The sequence below is a fragment of the Clostridium sp. FS41 genome (assembly GCF_000954015.1).
In the GTDB taxonomy this organism is placed as follows: Bacteria; Bacillota; Clostridia; order Lachnospirales; family Lachnospiraceae; genus Enterocloster; species Enterocloster citroniae.
On record NZ_JYHN01000067.1, the window covers coordinates 1 to 18,887 of the forward strand.

Sequence of the window (18,887 nt, forward strand, 5' to 3'; positions counted from 1 at the left end):
TGAAGATATTCCCTCCACCTGCAGAGCAGGTGGTTTATTTTTACTGTGACACAACAAGGCAGGGACCCGCACAGCATTTGCCGCGCGTTCCCTGCCTTTTATATCAGCCTATTTCAATACTTCCATTTATTTCCATATTTCTCAATCACTCATCCCAGTTGTGATATACGGCCTGGACATCATCATCCTCGTCCAGCAGATCCAGGGTCTTATTCAGCTTTTTGATATCTTCCTCATCAGTCAGCTCCACCCATGTCTGGGGGATCATGGTCACGGAGGCTTCCATCATGGGAATGTTCTGGGCTTCCAAAGCCTCGCGCACAGCGCTGAAATCATCCGGTGCCGTGATCACTTCATAGCTGTCCTCCTCCTCGGCGAAATCCTCTGCGCCTGCGTCCAGAGCAATCATCATCAGCTCATCAGGATCCATCTCGCACTCTTCCTTATCAATGATGATCTGTCCCTTCTTGTCAAACATGTAGGACACGCTTCCCGGAGTACCTACATTGCCGCCGCCCTTGGTAAAAGCGCTTCTTACATTGGCAGCCGTACGGTTCTTATTGTCAGTCAGTGTATCCACGATGATGGCTACCCCGCTTGGTCCATATCCCTCATATGTAAGGATTTCATAGTTAACGGAAGCGGCATCTCCGGCAGCCTTCTTAATACCGCGGTCAATGGTATCGTTGGGCATGTTGTTGGCTTTTGCCTTTGCGATCACATCGCGCAGCTTGCTGTTGTTGGCAGGATCCGCTCCTCCTTCTTTTACGGCAACGGCGATCTCACGTCCGATCACTGTAAAAACCTTACCTTTAGCAGCGTCATTACGCTCTTTCTTATGTTTAATGTTGGCAAATTTTGAATGTCCTGACATTGGTAAAACACCCTTTCCTTGTTCTTCTTTTTATCGGTTCTTCTACTTGAAAATACAGCCCAAGCCGTATCTTATACACATCTTTTCTATCTTAACATGATTTTTTTTATATGGCAAGCAAAAAATCCCGGGCCCCGGCCTCATGTGTGCCTTCGCATATATCCTCACTCATAGCTTCATGGATGTCTTCACTTTTACGGTACTTCCACCGCCAGGTTCCTCAGCCATTTTTTCTGCCGGTACCGTATATATCCCAGGATTGCCTTATACACTTCCTCCAGCATCACCAGGCCATACACCGCGTAGATGGGCAGATGCCACACCAGGGCTCCCAGAAAGGCCAGGGGAACTCCGATCACCCACACGCCGCTGGTGTCCAGGAAAAGACACATCTTTGTATCGCCGCCGCTTCTCAGCACACCCACCACATTCACATAGTTAAACATCTTGGCAGGCATATAAGCGGCAAAAATAAGGATGCACATATTCACGTCCCGCCCCACCTCTGCCGTAATATTGTAAAGGCTGATAATGGGCCATCGGATCCCGATCACCACCATGGCTGCGGCCATGGTGACAATAAACTGCAAAATAAAAAACTGGGTCGCATATTTCTCAGCCCGTTTCAGTTTGCCTGCCCCCAGCTCATTGCCCAGGATAACGGCCGTTGCCGCGCTGAGCCCCTGGAACAGGACCACCACAATGTCCTGTATGGTGGTGGCAATGGTAATGGCCGCCACCGCCTCATCCCCCATACGGCCATAGGCCAGGGAATACATGGTGGTTCCCAGCCCCCACATGAACTCATTGGCGATCACAGGAGCCGAGGTGGCTGCAAACTTCCTGACAAAGGCAGCCGGCCATCCAAATAATTGGGTAAACCCGCAGGCAATGGGCATTTTCTTAATGTACACATACCCCAGCACCAGGCCGATCTCAATCACACGGGCAATAAAGGTGGCTATGGCAGCGCCCTCCACCCCCAGGGCCGGAGCCCCGAACTTTCCAAAGATCAGCACATAGTTAAGGCAGATATTCACGGCAATGGCAATACAGCTGCTGATCACAGGGAATACCACCTTGTTCACGGCCCGCAGCATTGCCACATATACGTTGGTCAGGGCAATAAAGGGATATGTAAGGGCGGCCAGCCTAAGATATTTTGCCCCCAGCGCGATACTGTCCTGACTGGTGGTGAAAATGCGCATCACAAACTGCGGGGCGGCAATGGCCGGCACCACAAAAAACAAGGCTCCCCCCATTGCCAAAAGCAGGGAAAGTCCCAATACCTTTCTTATGTTCTTTACATCCCCGCTCCCCCAGAACTGGGCTGCCAAAACTCCGCTTCCGCTTACAATTCCAAACACCAGAAGGGAAAATACAAAAAAGACCTTATTAGCCAGTCCCACGGCCGCTATGGCCGTGGCTCCCAGGGTGCCGATCATCAGTGTGTCCACCAGGTTCACCACCGTGTTCAGCATGCCCTGCAAAGCCACCGGGCAGGCGATCATAAGGGCCTTTCTCAAAAATCTGCTGTCACGAAACATCTCCTTCGTGCTCTCTGTCAGGCCTCTCATACTTATCTTCCACCAAACCTTTTCCCAATCTGTCTGATCGGGGATTTTCTTTTTCTTTCTCACTGTCTCCACGCTCCTGGGACAGGCGCTTAAACACCAGGACGCTCTCGATCATCTTATTGCCGGCTTTTATCACCTCAAAGGTATATCTGCCGAAATCCACCCGTGGATTCTCCCCCTCCTGAGGGATCCGGTCCAGACGTGATATGAGGTACCCGTTCAGGGTATCATATGTATCGCTGTCCTCCTCAGGAAATTCAATGTCCAGTACCTCCATCACATCATCCAGAGGCGTCAGGCCGCTCATAATATAGGAGCCGTCCTCTGCTGCCGTGATGAAATCTTCCTCCTCATCATACTCATCCAGGATGTTTCCCACGATTTCTTCCAGGATGTCTTCCATGGTGAGAAGTCCGGCAGTCTGCCCATATTCATCCACCACGATTTCCATGTGTATCTTGCCTGACTGCATCTCCTTAAACAGGGTATCAATGCTCCTTGTCTCAGGGATAAAGTTAGCCTCCCTTAAAAGTCCGGGGATCTCCATCAGCGGCTTGTCCTTGTATTCTGCCTTCTCCACGCAGACCATTGCATCCCTCATATGGAGGATCCCGATAATGTCGTCAATATCTTCCCTGTACACCGGGTAGCGTGTGTTAATCCCCTCGTTCAGTATAAAATCCACTGCCTCCTTAAGGGGCATGGTTCCGTCCAGCGCCGTCATGTTGGTGCGGTGGGTCATGATATCCGATGCTTCCTTGTCCCCAAGTTCAAAGATGTTGGTGATCATCTCCGTCTCGTCCGCCTCCAGGACCCCCTGCTCATGGCCTTCATTTACCATGGACATAATATCTTCCTCAGTTACATTGTCATCATCATCCGTGATCTCCACCCCAAAGAGCTTCAGCACCAGGGTGGATAAAAGTGTGATCAGCTTGGTCAGGGGCAGAAATATCCCTGCGGTAAAGAGGACAATGGGAAGCATATGATAGCCCCATTTTTCCGGCTCCTTTGCAGCCAGACGCTTGGGGATGATAATACCAAAACTGATGATGATCAGCAGCAGTATCACGGTCACCACAGCCATAAACAGGATCTGCTCCCACCACGCGGAATCCAGATACCACGGGGTTGCAGCCGTACCTGGTTTCCACCAGGCCAGAGGCTTGAATATATGGACATGTCTCATAAGACCATTGACCTGGACAGGGAGAATAACTGCTCCTGTGATCATTCCGATCAGATGGGTCGTGATCTGAATGGTGTGCACAAAACGCCCCGGCCGGTTGACAATCTCAAGCAAACGGGCCGCCTTCCTATTCCCCTCCTCAGCTTCATCCTCCAGTCTGCCTTCGTTTACATTCTGGATCGCTGCGCCGAAACCGTAAAACACGGCCTCCAGCAGGATAAAACCAATTAAAACCAGTATACTGACAGGCGAATAACCATCGTCCATAATTGTAGTAAGACTCCTTTCATACTCATGCTGCATCCGCTTTTCATTCCCAAAATGCCTTTCACGGAAATGAAAAAACAGAGCAACGCCCCTTAAATTCACGGCATAACTCTGCTTATCATAACATTTTTCTTATATTTCGTCAATGGCGCCCGGGCGTGTTTGGGAAATGCCCCTCCCGGCACCGGGGAATGCAGCCATCCCCGTCTGGAACCGCCTGCCTATGTATGCAGTTCCAGGCTTATCATCAGAGCCTCATCCACCCTGTGCTGCAGCTCCTCGTCTATATGGCATATCTTCTCCTTCAGCCGCTGCTTGTCAATAGTCCTCAGCTGTTCCAAAAGAATAACGGAGTCCTTGATCATGGCACACCGCCTGGTATTCAGCTCCACATGGGTGGGAAGCTTGGCTTTGTTCATCCTGGATGTAATAGCCGCACATATCACTGTTGGACTATGTTTATTGCCCACATCATTCTGGATGATCAGCACCGGACGGACCCCTCCCTGCTCGGAACCCACCACGGGCCTTAAATCAGCATAATAAATATCTCCACGTCTGATAATCACATCATTCACACTCCGTCAATTTATTCAACCTTAGTATTGACCATATTTGACTTGTGTATACATTTCTTCCAGTGCACTGCAGCTGCACACTGATATAATATGATTCAGACCTTCATTTGGAGCATGGTAGGCTTTTACATATATCCAAAGCCTTCATAAATATCATTAAAATAATCTTTTTTGCCAATGATCCGATTGTCTCTCAGATAAACTCTGGGCACGCGCTTTCCAATGCCGCAGATGATCTCATAATGGAAACCGCCGCTTATTTCTGCCAGTTCCTCCACGGAAATACATTCCTCCCCATCCCTTCCAATAAGCGTCACCTTATCATCCTCCGAAGCATCGGGGATATCCGTCACGTCCACCATAAACTGGTCCATACACACACGTCCCAGTATCCTGGCCCTCTGCCCCCGAACCAGCACGGATCCTTTGCCTGAAAGGCTTCTAAGGTAGCCATCCCCGTATCCCACCGGTATGGTGGCCACGCGCATGGTCCTGTCGGCCACAAAGGTTCCCCCGTAACTCACCTGGTCTCCGGGCTCAATGGTCTTTATGTATGTGATAAAGCTTTTTAGTTCCATGGCGGGCATAAGCTTTACCGCGTCCCTGCCCACCTCATCAGAAGGGTAGAGCCCGTAGATGGAAATCCCGGCCCGCACCATGTCCAGTCCGTTGGATTCCAGGGATTCCACAATCCCGGCGCTGTTGGAGCAATGGCGGATGGGGATGGTCACATCCCTGGCCGAGAGCATGTCCACAAAATCCGTATATGCCCTGTATTGGGCGGTGTATGCGGTCTTATCCAGCTCATCCGCCTTTGCAAAGTGGGTGAACATCCCTTCGATACAGACTCCTCCCAGCCTGCTCATCCTGTACACCATGTCCGCGGACCTTTCATCGGGCTTCATGCCGATCCGGTTCATCCCCGTATCCACTGCCAGATGGATATTGGCCTTTTTTCCCATCTTCACCGCGGTGTCGGAAAGCTTCCTCACCTCCTCGTACCGGAACATAGCCGGACGGATATCATAGTGGACCAGTTCCTCAAAACGGCTCTCATGGGTCACACCCAGTATCAGGATCATTTTCCGGATCCCATGACGGCGCAGTATAATGCCCTCATCAATGGATGCCACCGCATATCCCTCCACATACGGGTCAATGGTCCTGGCCACGGGTACTGCCCCATGGCCGTATCCGTCCGTCTTGACCACACCCATCATGGCAGTGGACGGAGGCAGGTTATCCCTCATGGCCTTCATGTTGGCTGTCACTGCATCCAGGTTTATGGCCGCATATACTCTGCTGTATGGTTTCATTTTCAATGCCTCCTGTTATTCATGCGCCACGGACTTCATGGCTGCTCCGATACAATCTGCCAGATCGGAAGCCAGAAGGCTGTGCTGTCCTATTTTCCCTGCTGCCTGATCACCCGCACGCCCATGGAGATACACCCCCATAAGCGCGGCCTGTTCCTCCTCCATCCCAATGGCGGCCAGTCCGGCGATGATTCCGGTAAGCACATCACCGGAACCGGCTTTTGCCATGGCGCTGTTGCCGCTGGAGTTCACATAGAGGGTGCCGTCCTTTCCCGCCACCACGGTGGCCGCATCCTTGAGCACACAGGTGATCCCGTAACGTCCCGCGTATTCCAGGGCGGCTCCTGTGAGGTTTTCTTTGACGGCATCTATACTCTCACCGATGAGGCGGGCCATCTCTCCCAAGTGGGGGGTGATGATGATATTTTCCGTAAAATAAGTGGTGAGGTATGGATGTCCTGCAATGGCATTAAGGCCGTCCGCGTCAATAATGACCGGCACAAAGGCACTGGTCAGTATATCTTCCACCAGATACTCCACATAAGGTTCGCTTCCCAGCCCGGGCCCCAGCACCACCACATCAGCCCAGTTCATCTGTTCCTCTATCATCTTCTTAAACTCTTCCCTTCCCTGGATCAGCTGGTCCGAGGTGTAGGTGGCAATGATGGCTTCCGGCAGCCGTTCCTGAAGGATCTGGCGGTTTTCCTCCACTGTGAGCAGTTTCACAAGCCCCGCACCGGTGCGGTAAGCTGCCAGGGCGCTTAAATACGCTGCACCGCACATATTTTTGGACCCTGCTGCGATCAGGACCTTCCCAAACGTCCCCTTGTTGGAATAGGCCGGGCGGTCCGGAATCAGACACAGGTCGCTGCTTTCATAAGTAAGCCCATACCCGTATCCCTCCTCCTGATCCCTCACGGCATCCAGGGCGCTTTCCGGAAAACCGATGTCGCAGACCCTGACGGTTCCCGCATAGGCACGGCCCGGATAGAGGGCGGTTCCCATCTTCTCCCATCCAAAGGTCACTGTCACATCCGCCTTCAGTGCCATCCCCATGACCTGGCCTGTGTCTCCATGGATCCCGGAGGGAATATCCACCGCCACTGTATGGGCGGCATGCCGGGCCTCCAGCATTTCCATACACTGCCTGTATTCCCCCTCAATGGGGCGGCTCAGTCCAACGCCGAATACCGCATCGATCAAAACAACGCAGTCCTCTCCCGCCGCTTCCTGCCACGGCCTCATCTGCATTCCCAGGTTCCGGGCAATGGCGGACTGGGCCAGAAATTCCGCAGTCCCACGGTCCGGATCCCCCACCACAAACAGGCTGGTCTTATATCCCTTCAGGTGCAGCATCCTGGCAGCCGCCACACCGTCCGCCCCATTGTTGCCCGTGCCGCACACGGCCCAGATCACATCCGCTTTCCCGGCAGTCTCCTCAACCGCCCGGGCCACCCACATGGCCGCCCGTTCCATCAGCACCATGGAGGGCACTCCAATGGTGTTGATCGTATAGGCGTCAATCGCCTTCATCTGTTTTGCCGTTACCAAAGTTCTCATCCCCGCTTACCTCCTCGCTATGAGCACTTAGAGACCGTATTGGGGTCTCTTACGTGCGATGCATGTCATCTCCACTTGGTAAGGTCCCTCACGAACCTAGTGGAGTGACTCGCTATGAGCACTTAGAGACCGTATTGGGGTCTCTTACGTGCGATGCATGTCATCTCCACTTGGTAAGGTCCCTCACGAACCTAGTGGAGTGGCTCGCTATGAGCACTTAGAGACCGTATTGGGGTCTCCCGGAAATCAAAAACCGGCAAGCAAAAAGGTACTCTCCTTTGCTTGCCGGCTGTTTCTTACTTTGACGTTTTCCCTTCGATTTCCGCCTGATCGTTCATACTGCAAACCCTGTATGACAAACGCATCAGACTTTCGGACAGGTGTACATTCTCCACCACCACATCGTCCGGAACCACCAGATCAGTATGGGCAAAGTTCCAGATAGCTTTAATGCCGGCCTTTACCAGACGGTCTGCGATCTCAGACGCCTTTGTCTTTGGAATGGTCAGGGCTGCGATCTGAATTTCGTTCTCCTTGATAAAAAACTCCAGATCATCCACAGACCGGATCTCAATTCCGCGGATCACAAGACCAATGAGCTTTGGATTGATATCAAACATACCCTTGATAACAAATCCACGTCTCTCAAAATTCGTATAGTTGGCAATAGCCTGGCCCAGGTTTCCGGCACCGATAATAATCAGGTTGTGCTGCTGGTCAATTCCCAGAATCTTTGCTATCTCAGCATACAGGTACTTTACATTATATCCGTATCCCTGCTGTCCGAATCCTCCGAAATTATTAAGATCCTGGCGGATCTGTGATGCCGTCACCTTCATCCTGGCACTCAGCTCATTGGAAGATATGCGCTCCACACCCTCTTCAATCAGCTCTCCCAAATAGCGGTAATAGCGGGGCAATCTTGAAATTACCGCCTTCGATATCTCTTTGCGTTCCATCGTGTTCCACCTTCCCCTTACGCGTTTCTCTGATACATCAAAATGATCCAGATAACAGTATCTAAATCATACCTAATGGTTCTATTATAAACAAGCGTCAAAAAAATGTCAAACACGTTTAAGTATGTTCTTGAAAAAAATATCCTCTTATATTATACTGATGAGTGCAAAATAAAGAATTTTTGATAATAAAAAGCCTAAAAACCTCACAACATACAGCGAAACATTTTCGCATACAGGCGCCCCAACCCAGGCGCTGAGTGTCTGGCACAAAGGAGTTACCCATGATTTTATCATGCAGCAATATAACCAAATCATTTGGAGAAAAACATATTTTAAAGCAGGTATCCTTCCACCTGGAGGAACATGAAAAGGCCGCCATTGTGGGCATCAACGGCGCGGGCAAATCCACCCTGCTTAAGATCATCATCGGAGAACTGTCCGCAGACCAGGGCGTGGCAGCCCTTGGCAAAGGCACCTCCATCGGCTATCTGGCGCAGCATCAGGATCTGGACAGCGAAAGCACCATCTATGACGCACTCTTAGAGGTAAAGCGCCCCATCATCCAGATGGAGGAACGGATCCGCAGCCTGGAGCTGGAGATGAAATCCGCCACCGGCGATGTACTGGAGTCCATGCTGTCCGAATACAGCCGCCTGAACCACTCCTTTGAGCTGGCCAACGGCTATGCCTACAGGAGTGAGATTACCGGTGTATTAAAGGGCCTTGGATTTGAGGAGGAGGAATTCACCAAACACATCAACACCCTTTCCGGAGGACAGAAAACCCGCGTTTCCCTGGGCAAGCTGCTTCTCACCAAGCCGGATATCCTGCTTTTGGATGAGCCTACCAACCACCTGGATATGGAATCCATCGCCTGGCTGGAGACATACCTTAAAAGCTACAGCGGCAGCGTCATTATCGTGGCCCATGACCGGTATTTCCTGGACCGGGTCGTCACAAAGATCGTGGAGCTGGACAATGGAACAGCGACCGTATTCTCAGGCAACTACTCTGCCTACAGCGATAAAAAAGCCATGCTTCGGGATGCCAGAATCCGGGCATACTTAAATCAGCAGCAGGAGATCAAACACCAGGAAGAGGTGATCACAAAGCTCAAATCCTTTAACCGGGAGAAATCCATCCGCCGGGCTGAAAGCCGGGAAAAAATGCTGGAAAAGATAGAGAGGTTGGAAAAGCCGGTGGATATTGATGATTCCATGGATATCCGCCTGGAACCGGATGTGGTCAGCGGCAATGATGTTCTGTCCGTCACTGACCTGAGCAAATCCTTTGGCAGCCAGACCTTATTTTCCAATGTGGATTTTGAGATAAAACGCGGGGAGCGGGTTGCCATTATCGGCAATAACGGTACGGGCAAGACCACCCTTTTAAAGATTATCAACGGCCTCCTGGACGCTGACAGCGGTGAGATCCGCCTGGGCTCCAAAGTCCATGTGGGTTACTATGACCAGGAACACCAGGTCCTTCACATGGAAAAGACGCTGTTTGAGGAAATACAGGACACCTATCCCAACATGAACAATACACAGATCCGCAACACCCTGGCCTCCTTCCTCTTTACCGGAGATGATGTGTTTAAGCTGATCAAAGACTTAAGCGGCGGCGAACGGGGGCGCGTATCCCTTGCAAAGCTGATGCTCTCCGATGCCAATTTCCTTTTACTGGATGAGCCTACCAACCATCTGGACATCACCTCCAAGGAGATACTGGAGAGCGCCCTGTGCCGGTATACAGGAACCGTGCTCTATGTGTCCCATGACAGGTATTTTATCAACCGGACGGCCACCAGAATCCTGGATCTGACCAGCCGGTCCCTGATCAATTACATTGGAAATTACGATTATTACCTGGAGAAAAAAGAGGATGTGGAAGCTGCATTTGCTGCAAGGAACCCATCCCCTGCCTCACCTTCAAAGGAAGGTCCGGAAGCGGCACCTTTTGCCGGCTCCCCTGCCAGCGATGTGAAAATGGACTGGAAAGCCCAGAAGGAGGAACAGGCCAGGATCCGCAAACGCCAGAATGAGCTTAAGAAAACAGAGGATTCCATCCATGCCCTGGAAACCAGGGACAGCGAGATTGACGGTCTTCTGGCCCAGGAGGAGGTTTATACCGATGTGGCCAGGCTGATGGAGCTGAACAGGGAAAAGGAGGAGATCGCATCCCGGCTGGAGGAATTGTACCAGCGCTGGGAAGAACTGGCAGAGGATTAAAAACACGGACGGCTCACCGCCAAAAGAGGCGGGAGCCTTGATCGGAAGGAAAGGCGAAGGGAGTCATATTATGAAATTAAAACGGATGTTTGCTTTGGCCGGAGTGGTGCTTTTAGTGGGACTGTTTGTGCTTGCCATTGTCCTGGCAGTGACAGGCGCCCCCAAAAACCACCTGATGGCAGTAATTTTTTCCATGGTGTTCATACCCATCATCATGTTTTCCATGGGACTGATGACACGGGTCTTAAAACCCTCCGATCCTCCGGAACCATTGGATGGACCAGACGGGGAGCCAAAGCAGGAGGAAGACCTTACAATTGAGTAGGAGGCGGTGATTGACCGCCGTCCTCTCACACCACCGTGCGTCAGACTGTCTAACGATAAGGTTTTCAGTCTAGATGTACGATGCTTTTCCTTTTGTTTTTTTGTATTCCGCATATAAAGCACTATAATTAAGTACAGTGTATAAATCCCTGCGCTGGCTTCGGCTCCTTTGGGGCTTCCAGAAAACAGCCAGTTCTTACGCCCTATCGTAAAGGGACGGATGCAGTTTTCAGCAAGATTGTTTGAGACAGCGCAGTTCCCGTCCAGCAGATAATTCATCAATCCGTTTCTCTGGTTGAAGGCATAGCTAAATGCCTCTCCAAGTTTGGATTTTGGAAGGATTCCGGCAAATGCCTCTTCCGCCCACGACCAAAAGGCCTCTAATACAGGCATTTCCTGTATCAGACGCTGTTCCTTCCTGCCCTGGGGAGACAGGACTTCCAGTTTTTTCTCAATCTCAAACACCTTATTGATGTAGCTGATGGCCTGTGCCGGAATCGTTGTTTCCCGGCTTTCCGTATCGTTCGCAAGAGCATCCACAAAGTATCTGCGAAGGTGTGTCCAACAGTAACATCTGGTAATCCCGGATACTTTTTCATAGCCTTTATAAGCATCTGTGGTGTTCTTCCTTCCGGCTTCACCCAGCACCTGTACCGGCGTCTCGTCAATGTGCAGGTATCCCTGTTCCAGAAGTCTTTTCCGTAAAAGCCCGACAATCGGAGACAGCCAGTCCCTACTCGTCTTACCGGGTCAGGAGTGTATTTCCCACCTTTGATTCTCTCGATAAGTTCTTTCTGATTTTCTCGAAGGTACGCGCCTATTTCCTCCACGCTCATACCATCGATTCCCGGCGCTTCCTTGTTTGCCTTCACTCTCTTATAAGCTCTGTTTAGATTATCCTTGTCCAGTATCTTTTCCAAAAGTTCCGGCTGTGCACTGTCCCTTTCCTTCCATATCCGGCGGAAAGAACGGTGCGCTCTCACATCCCCTTCACGTTCCGCGCTATCTCTCGATAGTGGTTATCCCTTTCAGGACATTCCGTACAGACCTCCCCGGGTACCACACGTTTCTTTCTCTCCATCCATCTGCCACATTTACCATACATGATTCCGTGTAGTTATTGGGCTTCGGCTTGGCTCGCAGTCTTACCCTCATGCATAGCCTGATGTGATTTCTGTTCGTCAGACCAGAGATTTGCCCGCGGGTTAGTATATTCCCCACATCCGGCTTCCTTCAGATTCCACCTCACGATGGACACCCTTGCCTTCAGCTATATCCTTCCCACTACCGGGCGGATTCCAGACTTTCACCGGTTAAAAACGTGCGCCGCCGGGCGCACGAGAATAAAAAACAAGAGAACATACAGGGGGGAATCCCCTATCTGGTATGTTCTCCTGTTTTTTATTTTTTCCTAAATGTCTCTCTTAGCATGTTATAGAGAAGATAAGCAGCAATGCCGCATCCCCCTCCAATGATTATCACATCAAGTACTGTATATAGCATCATTTCACCTCCTACTTATCATCTTCTCCCCTGTAAGTTAATGGGCAGGCTACAAACAAGGCTATGGTGGAGCAAGCCAGCCCAAACAGGAAGTGGCTGATTCCCAGAGGTGAACCCATTAACCAGTAGCCGACCGTGGATATCACAGCAACTGCGATCGTAATGGCTGCTCCTCTGGGGTTTGTCTTTTTCCAAAAAAACATTCCAAGGAAAATGGGGATCAATGCAGCCACGCATGGTGCACCTACATCTTCCATGATTGTAACAATGGAAGTTCCCTGATATCCCACAATAATGGCCAGAATTGTAAATACGATCAATGAAATACGCTGAATCTTCAGCACATCAGAACCACTCATGTCACGTTTCAGACGTACTGCCACATCCCTGGTAAATGTTACGCTGGTAGCCATGGCAACCGATGCCGCGGTTCCCATAACAGCTGCCAGAAGTCCTGAAAGAAGGAATGCACCTGTTAAATCCCCTGTCATCTTATCGATCATTGCAGGGATAATGGAATCGGAAGTCCCCAGTTCTGGGATCAAAAGAATGCCCATGATACCGATCAGACCGGCAAAAATCATATATGGAAGGTAGATCAAAAGAGCGGCTGTCAGGGTTGCTCCCTTTGCCTCATGTGCATTTTTGGCACCGCATATTCTAAGGAAGTTTTCATTGTTGATCATACCCACCAGACCGAAGTATAAAAAGGTGGAAATCATGGGGACTATACCCATGGTGGTCAGGCTCTTCTGATCCGCGCTCAGATTAAGAGCAAGTCCATGGGTACCGCCGATCTTCATCATGGCAATAATAGGCGTGATCACCATAACTGATATGATCATAATGCTGACATTCAGTTTATCCGTATTCGTGGCAGCTACCATTCCGCCTACTACCGAATAGATCATCATAATGACACTCATGATAATAATTGCATTCAACAGGCTGAGGGACGGTATGAAAATCTGAAGAATGGTTCCAAGGGAGCGTACCTGTCCTGCCAGTATTCCGAATACCTGTATGATGGTCAGTATACAGATCATATTTGCAACTCGCTCACCCAGACGGTTCCTTATAAGTTCAGGTATCGTTGTGACATTGGCTTCCCTGATCTTTTTGGCAAAGATAAGTCCTGAACATATAGCCCCTGTGGCTGCTCCGAATCCAAGGATCATGCCGGAAAAACCATACATATAGGTCATACTGGCCACGCCCATAGTGGCGCCGGCTCCAATCTGTGCAGATGCCATGGAGTACACATTAGTCCAAAATGGAATTTTCTTTCCTGCCGTAGCAAAATCTTCTGCTGTCTTTACCCGCTTGGCACTGACAAATCCTATGACCAAGATAGCAACCATGTAAATAAATGCAACAAGAACTTTCGCCATATTACGCCTCCTTCACAAGTTTACGAATCCCCCGCTCCATACGGTCAAGGCCCTCTTTAAGGATTTCTCTGCTGGTAGCCAGGCATATTCTTACATGCCCTTCCGACCCAGGTCCAAAGAACTGTTTTCCGCCGGGAACAATTGCCAGTTTCTCCTCTTTCTTTAAATATTCCACCAGTTCCTCTGAGCTCATGGGAAGTTCTGATACATCCGGGAATATAACAAATGTAGCCTGAGGCCTATAGCATTTTACTCCCGGTATCTGATTGAGGCGTTCCAATGCATAGTCCCGGTTGGACTGAAGATGGGCTACAAACTGGTCCAGCCATCCGTAGCACTTATCCAGGCAGGCAATTGCCGCAATCTGGGACAGTGAAGAGATGCCGCCTATAGTGGTATCAACCAGGGATGCCTCCACCAGCTTTTCAAAAATATCCTCATCCTGACAATAAATGCAGCCTGCACGTAAGCCGGCAATCCCAAAGCTTTTTGAAAAGCCAAATACGGAAAGTGTCCTCTTATTCCTTGCCTTTCCAAGGGAACAAATGCTGTTAAACTCTGCATCAGAATACACGATATCCGACCAGATCTCATCATTCATAATGTAAAAACCATACTTCTCTGACAGATCCAGAAGGTATTCCAAATCCTTTACCGGATAAACCTTTCCAAGGGGATTGTGGGGATTGCAAAGTCCCAGCATCTTTGTCTTTGGTGTGATATAGCTTTCAATATCGCTGAAATCTATGGTGCCATCCTCACGAAATTTCATGGGGAACAGATTTACCTTTGCACCGGCTGCTTCCATACTTGTCTTAAACAGAAAATCAACCGGGTCGAACACAAGGGCCTCATCTCCCGGGGTCAAAACAGCCTGAGCAATGATGTGCATTCCACGCGCAGCACTGTCCACCGGCAGTACCAGCTTTGGGTCAATATCCTCGTTCTTTCTGTTTTTTACTGCTCTTGCCAGACTCTCCCCAAATTCAGGGAACCCTCTTTTGGGAGTATAAGAAAAATACCCGCCTTTTATATATTCGATCAATGAATCCGCAATCTCCCTGGGAGCCGGAAAGTCCGGATCTGCTGCTGTCAGCGGAATCATCCCCTCTTCCACTTCCGCCCATCTCATGTTGTATGCGCGCTTTTTCAGGACCTCCAAATTAACTTCACTGTTTGTAAAGCTGTTCATCGTATTCCTCCTCATCCTTTTACTTTAACTGTTCACTTTTCAGCAATCACTTCTATCTCACACAAAAGCCCCTTGGGAATGGATCTGACTGCCACACAGCTCCTGGCTGGCTTAGACGTGAAATATTCAGAATAAACCTCATTAAACTGCTGGAAGTCATTCATATCCGCCAAAAAGCAGGTTGTCTTCACGACATTTTCATAGGTTAGGCCCGCTGCCTCCAATATAGCGCCTACATTCCTGCAGCTCTGTTCTGCCTGGGCTTTAATTCCATCAGGCGCCTGTCCGGTAACGGGATCCACTGGAATCTGACCGGATGCATACACGAGATTCCCTACCTCATATGCCTGTGAATACGGGCCAATTGCTGCTGGTGCCTTTGTTGTGGAAATTACTTTCATCTTTTTCCTCCTTTATGAATTATTTATATTTTGTTTATATTTTATTAATTATTTTTATCTATTTTTATTATAACAATGAATTTTAGTTTAGTCAATCTACAGATTTAATAAATTTTTTTTTATTAATTTGGTAAAAAAAGAGAGAGCAAGGATTCCCTGGATCAAATCTTTGCTCTCTTTTAAACTTTACCTATGTTCATCTTTTATATACCTAAGGTGCATGTACACCGTATTTTTTGAAATATTCAGCTGGCTGGCAACATAATCCACTGAATTCTTCATATTAAATATTCCCTGATTATATAACATACGGATAATATTCCGGTTTTTCAGAGATGGTAAGATAGAGGGATTACATGATACTGCCTGCCTGGCGCTAGCTACCGCATCCTCCAGAAGGCCATGGCTGCTGTCCAAAAAGACCTCTGCCTGCGCTCCCGCGCCGGAGCCATTTCCCTGAGTAAAGACAGAGAGGAAATCAGCCAACGGCATGTTTAAATAAAAATTAATGCACAAAAGTCCAATGGTTCGGTCATTCTCTCCGCGTATCACGATAGTCGCAGACTTTAAAGGTTCTCCCTTTTTATTCTGTGTGAAATACGAAATGCCTGTCTGGTTTTTATTTTTCTGTATCTCATCCAGCATTTCCAGTGCCAGGTTGGTGATGGGGGCCCCTACCCGTCTTCCTGTGTGATGTCCATTGACAATTTTAATAACTGACTGTTCCAGGTTCTCAAGACTGTGAAGTACGATTTCACATCCCTCTCCCAGGTAATCAGCCAATCCATCCAGCACAGTGTCATATGATTTAAGTATTTTCCTATCCGTTTCTGTCAGCTTCATTCATTCAACCTGCTTCTTTTATGGTAATAACATAGTATCATTTTATTCCACATTTTTTTTTAAGTCAACTCTACTTTAAAAAATCACCTGAAAAGAACAAGACAAAAATAAAACAGAGCAATCAGAATCAACGATCCTGATCACTCTGTTTTATGCTCATTGCATTATTTCATCGGCGCATGATAATGTCATCCCGTCCCGGTCCATTGGAAACCATGGAGATAGGAGCCTCAATCTCCTTTTCCACGAACTCGATATACTTACGGCAGTTCTCAGGAAGGTCCTCATACTTCCTGATTCCCCGGATATCGCACTTCCAGCCCGCAAGCTTGGTAAGTACAGGTTTTGCCTTTTCCAGCCTGGCTGTGGTGGGGAAATCCCTGGTTACCTGGCCATCGATCTCGTACCCTACACATACCGGCACCTCATCCAGGTATCCCAGCACGTCCAGCACGGTGAACGCCACCTCCGTGGTGCCCTGGATCCGGCATCCGTACCTGGTAGCCACGGCATCAAACCAGCCCACACGCCTTGGGCGGCCTGTGGTTGCGCCATACTCTCCGCCGTCTCCTCCGCGGTGTCTCAGCTCCTCGGCCTCATCCCCGAAGATCTCGCTTACAAAAGCGCCTGCTCCCACTGCGCTGGAATAAGCTTTTACAACCGTGGTGATATCCTTGATCTCATAGGGAGGTATTCCTGCTCCGATTGCTCCGTAAGCAGCCAGTGTGGAGGAAGATGTAACCATGGGATAGATACCGTGGTCCGGATCCTTAAGGGAGCCCAGCTGTCCCTCCAACAGAACCTTCTTTCCCTCTCTGATGGCCTCATACAGATATGCGGAGGTGTCGCACACATATGGCTCGATCATGCCGCGGTAGCTTAAAAGTTCATTGTAGATCTCCTGGGGATCCAGAAGGGGCTTATGATACAGGTGCTCCAGCAGCACATTCTTCTGCTCGCACACCCTGTATGCCTTTTCCTTTAAAAGCTCCTGGTCAAAGAGTTCACTGACCTGGAAACCGATCTTTGCGTATTTATCTGAATAAAAGGGAGCAATGCCCGATTTTGTGGAACCAAAGGACTTGCCGGCCAGGCGGGCTTCCTCATAGGTGTCAAACAGCACATGGTACGGCATCAGGATCTGGGCCCTGTCGGAAACCAAAACCCTGGGCTTTGGAACGCCTCTGTCCACCAGTGCCTGGATCTCATTCACCAGATATGGGATGTTAAGCGCCACACCGTTGCCGATGACACTTGTGGTGTGCTGGTAAAACACTCCGGATGGAAGAAGATGAAGGGCAAATTTGCCATAGTCGTTGATAATGGTATGACCTGCATTACTTCCGCCCTGAAAACGTACTATAATGTCAGATTCCTTGGCAAGCATGTCTGTGATCTTGCCTTTTCCTTCATCGCCCCAGTTAGCGCCTACAATTGCTCTGACCATACTAAAATCCTCCTTCGGGTATCTCCCGTACATGCTCATTAAAAAACAATAATTACTTTACTACATCATGCGTTATAAGTAAAGACGTTCTTTATTATGATTCCCATAATGACTACTTATACCCATCTGAGACTAGAGCGTGTTTTGCGGGAATGAATTTTCACGCGCTCTAATGTAAGATCCCGTTTTCATCCATTTTCTGTCCTGTTATCATCTCCAGCAGTTTTCGCCCGGGCATGGAGATCAGGCCGGATTCCCCTGTCACCACACAGATATGGCGGGAAGGCATCTCCATGTTGAATTTCAGTTCAAACACATCCCCTGCATCCACGGCATCTCTGGCAAACCCTTCCATCACGCATCCCACTCCCATGTTGCGCTTTGCAAACTGCACGATCATGTCACTGATCGCCAGCTCAAACTCCGGCTTCAGTTCAATCCCCTGCTTTAAAAGGAAATCATCCATAAAAGTCCTGGTGCTGGTATTTTTTTCCAGAAAAATACAGGGCAAGCCGGAGAGGGCATGGTAATCCAGGATCTTCCCTTTGAGTCCGCTGAAACTGTTGCCTGCAATAAAAACGTTCCGTATGGCTTTTACCGGAATCTGGTTCATGGTTCCCCTGCACTCACAGGGCGTGGTCACCACCCCAAAATCAATCTTCCCCTCCTCCAGGCTTTTTATGGTTTCCGGCGTGGGGGCATTGGATACATTCACTTTGATTTTGGGATACTCTTTGTGAAACTCCTCCAGATATGGAAGCAGGAAAAATTGCAGCGTCATATCACTGGCACCGATCCGCACTTCCCCCATATCCATGCCGAGCACGCGTTCCACCATCTTTTCCCCCTCCAGAAGGCTCTCCACTCCCGCTTTCACGTAGCGGTACAAAAGTTCTCCTTCCTTTGTGAGCTGAACCCCTTTTGAGGTGCGCAGAAACAGTTTGATGCCGGTTTCCTTTTCCAGCTGCCGCACAGCCTGGCTGACCGCCGGCTGGGAAATGCACAGCTGCCTGGCCGCCGCGGTCAGGCTTCCGTGGGCGCACACATAATAAAACACTTTATAGTATTCCAGATTTACATTCATCCATTCCTCTCCTTCCAATGGAATCCTTTTAGCATCCATTTTCAGCAACACGCGTATCCTGATTCAACTATACCATTCTTCCATTTTAACCACAATACCAAGATTGGGTCACGCTAAGGAAACAAACTGATGCGGATCCACTTTCACA

At 49.4% G+C, this 18,887-nt stretch carries 15 protein-coding genes and 2 pseudogenes; 2 read left to right on the forward strand and 15 right to left on the reverse strand.

Annotated elements, in window-relative coordinates; all coding sequences use genetic code 11:
- Positions 1-145: 145 nt before the first annotated feature.
- From CLFS41_RS19795 to CLFS41_RS19825, 7 genes are all read right to left on the reverse strand, one after another.
- The gene (locus CLFS41_RS19795) at positions 146-874 is read right to left on the reverse strand and encodes a YebC/PmpR family DNA-binding transcriptional regulator (RefSeq protein WP_007864116.1); all 729 of its coding nucleotides are present in this window, start codon (positions 872-874) and stop codon (positions 146-148) included.
- Positions 875-1,068: 194 nt separating this feature from the next.
- Positions 1,069-2,451 (reverse strand): MATE family efflux transporter, encoded by a 1,383-nt coding sequence (locus CLFS41_RS19800; protein WP_007864114.1) that lies wholly within the window; start codon positions 2,449-2,451, stop codon positions 1,069-1,071.
- Entirely contained in the window at positions 2,411-3,907 is a 1,497-nt protein-coding gene (locus tag CLFS41_RS19805) for a hemolysin family protein (RefSeq protein ID WP_045093433.1), read from the reverse strand. Before CLFS41_RS19805 ends, CLFS41_RS19800 begins: the two co-directional genes overlap by 41 nt.
- A 221-nt stretch (positions 3,908-4,128) precedes the next feature.
- Positions 4,129-4,476 (reverse strand): type II toxin-antitoxin system PemK/MazF family toxin, encoded by a 348-nt coding sequence (locus tag CLFS41_RS19810; RefSeq protein ID WP_007864109.1) that lies wholly within the window; start codon positions 4,474-4,476, stop codon positions 4,129-4,131.
- A gap of 134 nt (positions 4,477-4,610) precedes the next feature.
- Positions 4,611-5,801 carry an alanine racemase gene (gene alr, locus CLFS41_RS19815; RefSeq protein WP_007864106.1) on the reverse strand — a complete coding sequence of 397 codons (1,191 nt, stop codon included), beginning with the start codon at positions 5,799-5,801 and terminating at the stop codon, positions 4,611-4,613.
- A 15-nt stretch (positions 5,802-5,816) separates the two neighbouring features.
- Positions 5,817-7,361 (reverse strand): bifunctional ADP-dependent NAD(P)H-hydrate dehydratase/NAD(P)H-hydrate epimerase, encoded by a 1,545-nt coding sequence (locus CLFS41_RS19820; RefSeq protein ID WP_007864104.1) that lies wholly within the window; start codon positions 7,359-7,361, stop codon positions 5,817-5,819.
- Between the two features lie 296 nt (positions 7,362-7,657).
- Positions 7,658-8,320 carry a redox-sensing transcriptional repressor Rex gene (locus CLFS41_RS19825; RefSeq protein WP_007864102.1) on the reverse strand — a complete coding sequence of 221 codons (663 nt, stop codon included), beginning with the start codon at positions 8,318-8,320 and terminating at the stop codon, positions 7,658-7,660.
- A 284-nt stretch (positions 8,321-8,604) separates the two neighbouring features.
- On the opposite strand from CLFS41_RS19825, the gene CLFS41_RS19830 reads away from it, so the two are divergent.
- Both CLFS41_RS19830 and CLFS41_RS29545 read left to right on the forward strand, forming a co-directional pair.
- Positions 8,605-10,554, forward strand: a complete 1,950-nt coding sequence (locus CLFS41_RS19830) for an ABC-F family ATP-binding cassette domain-containing protein (RefSeq protein WP_007864100.1) — start codon at positions 8,605-8,607, stop codon at positions 10,552-10,554.
- A gap of 70 nt (positions 10,555-10,624) precedes the next feature.
- Positions 10,625-10,879 (forward strand): hypothetical protein, encoded by a 255-nt coding sequence (locus CLFS41_RS29545; RefSeq protein ID WP_007864098.1) that lies wholly within the window; start codon positions 10,625-10,627, stop codon positions 10,877-10,879.
- A 134-nt stretch (positions 10,880-11,013) separates the two neighbouring features.
- Here CLFS41_RS29545 and CLFS41_RS19835 read toward each other — a convergent pair.
- The 8 genes and pseudogenes from CLFS41_RS19835 to CLFS41_RS19865 form a co-directional block, all read right to left on the reverse strand.
- A pseudogene (locus tag CLFS41_RS19835) lies at positions 11,014-11,613 on the reverse strand (transposase); the annotation flags it as partial.
- Positions 11,613-11,861: pseudogene (locus CLFS41_RS29550) on the reverse strand (group II intron reverse transcriptase/maturase); the annotation flags it as partial. The pseudogenes CLFS41_RS19835 and CLFS41_RS29550, both read right to left, overlap by 1 nt.
- A 531-nt stretch (positions 11,862-12,392) precedes the next feature.
- A complete protein-coding gene (locus CLFS41_RS19840; RefSeq protein ID WP_045093259.1) occupies positions 12,393-13,772 on the reverse strand; it encodes a sodium:solute symporter family protein in 1,380 nt (459 codons plus the stop codon).
- 1 nt (position 13,773) lies between these two features.
- Complete coding sequence (locus CLFS41_RS19845) at positions 13,774-14,964, reverse strand: pyridoxal phosphate-dependent aminotransferase (protein WP_007864092.1); 1,191 nt, start codon at positions 14,962-14,964, stop codon at positions 13,774-13,776.
- A gap of 32 nt (positions 14,965-14,996) precedes the next feature.
- Positions 14,997-15,365 carry a RidA family protein gene (locus CLFS41_RS19850; RefSeq protein WP_007864090.1) on the reverse strand — a complete coding sequence of 123 codons (369 nt, stop codon included), beginning with the start codon at positions 15,363-15,365 and terminating at the stop codon, positions 14,997-14,999.
- 186 nt (positions 15,366-15,551) lie between these two features.
- Positions 15,552-16,208 carry a PAS domain-containing protein gene (locus CLFS41_RS19855; protein ID WP_007864088.1) on the reverse strand — a complete coding sequence of 219 codons (657 nt, stop codon included), beginning with the start codon at positions 16,206-16,208 and terminating at the stop codon, positions 15,552-15,554.
- A gap of 169 nt (positions 16,209-16,377) precedes the next feature.
- Positions 16,378-17,655, reverse strand: coding sequence for an adenylosuccinate synthase (locus CLFS41_RS19860; RefSeq protein WP_007864087.1), 1,278 nt, complete (start codon positions 17,653-17,655; stop codon positions 16,378-16,380).
- A gap of 169 nt (positions 17,656-17,824) precedes the next feature.
- Entirely contained in the window at positions 17,825-18,739 is a 915-nt protein-coding gene (locus CLFS41_RS19865) for a LysR family transcriptional regulator (protein ID WP_045093260.1), read from the reverse strand.
- Positions 18,740-18,887 lie beyond the last annotated feature (148 nt).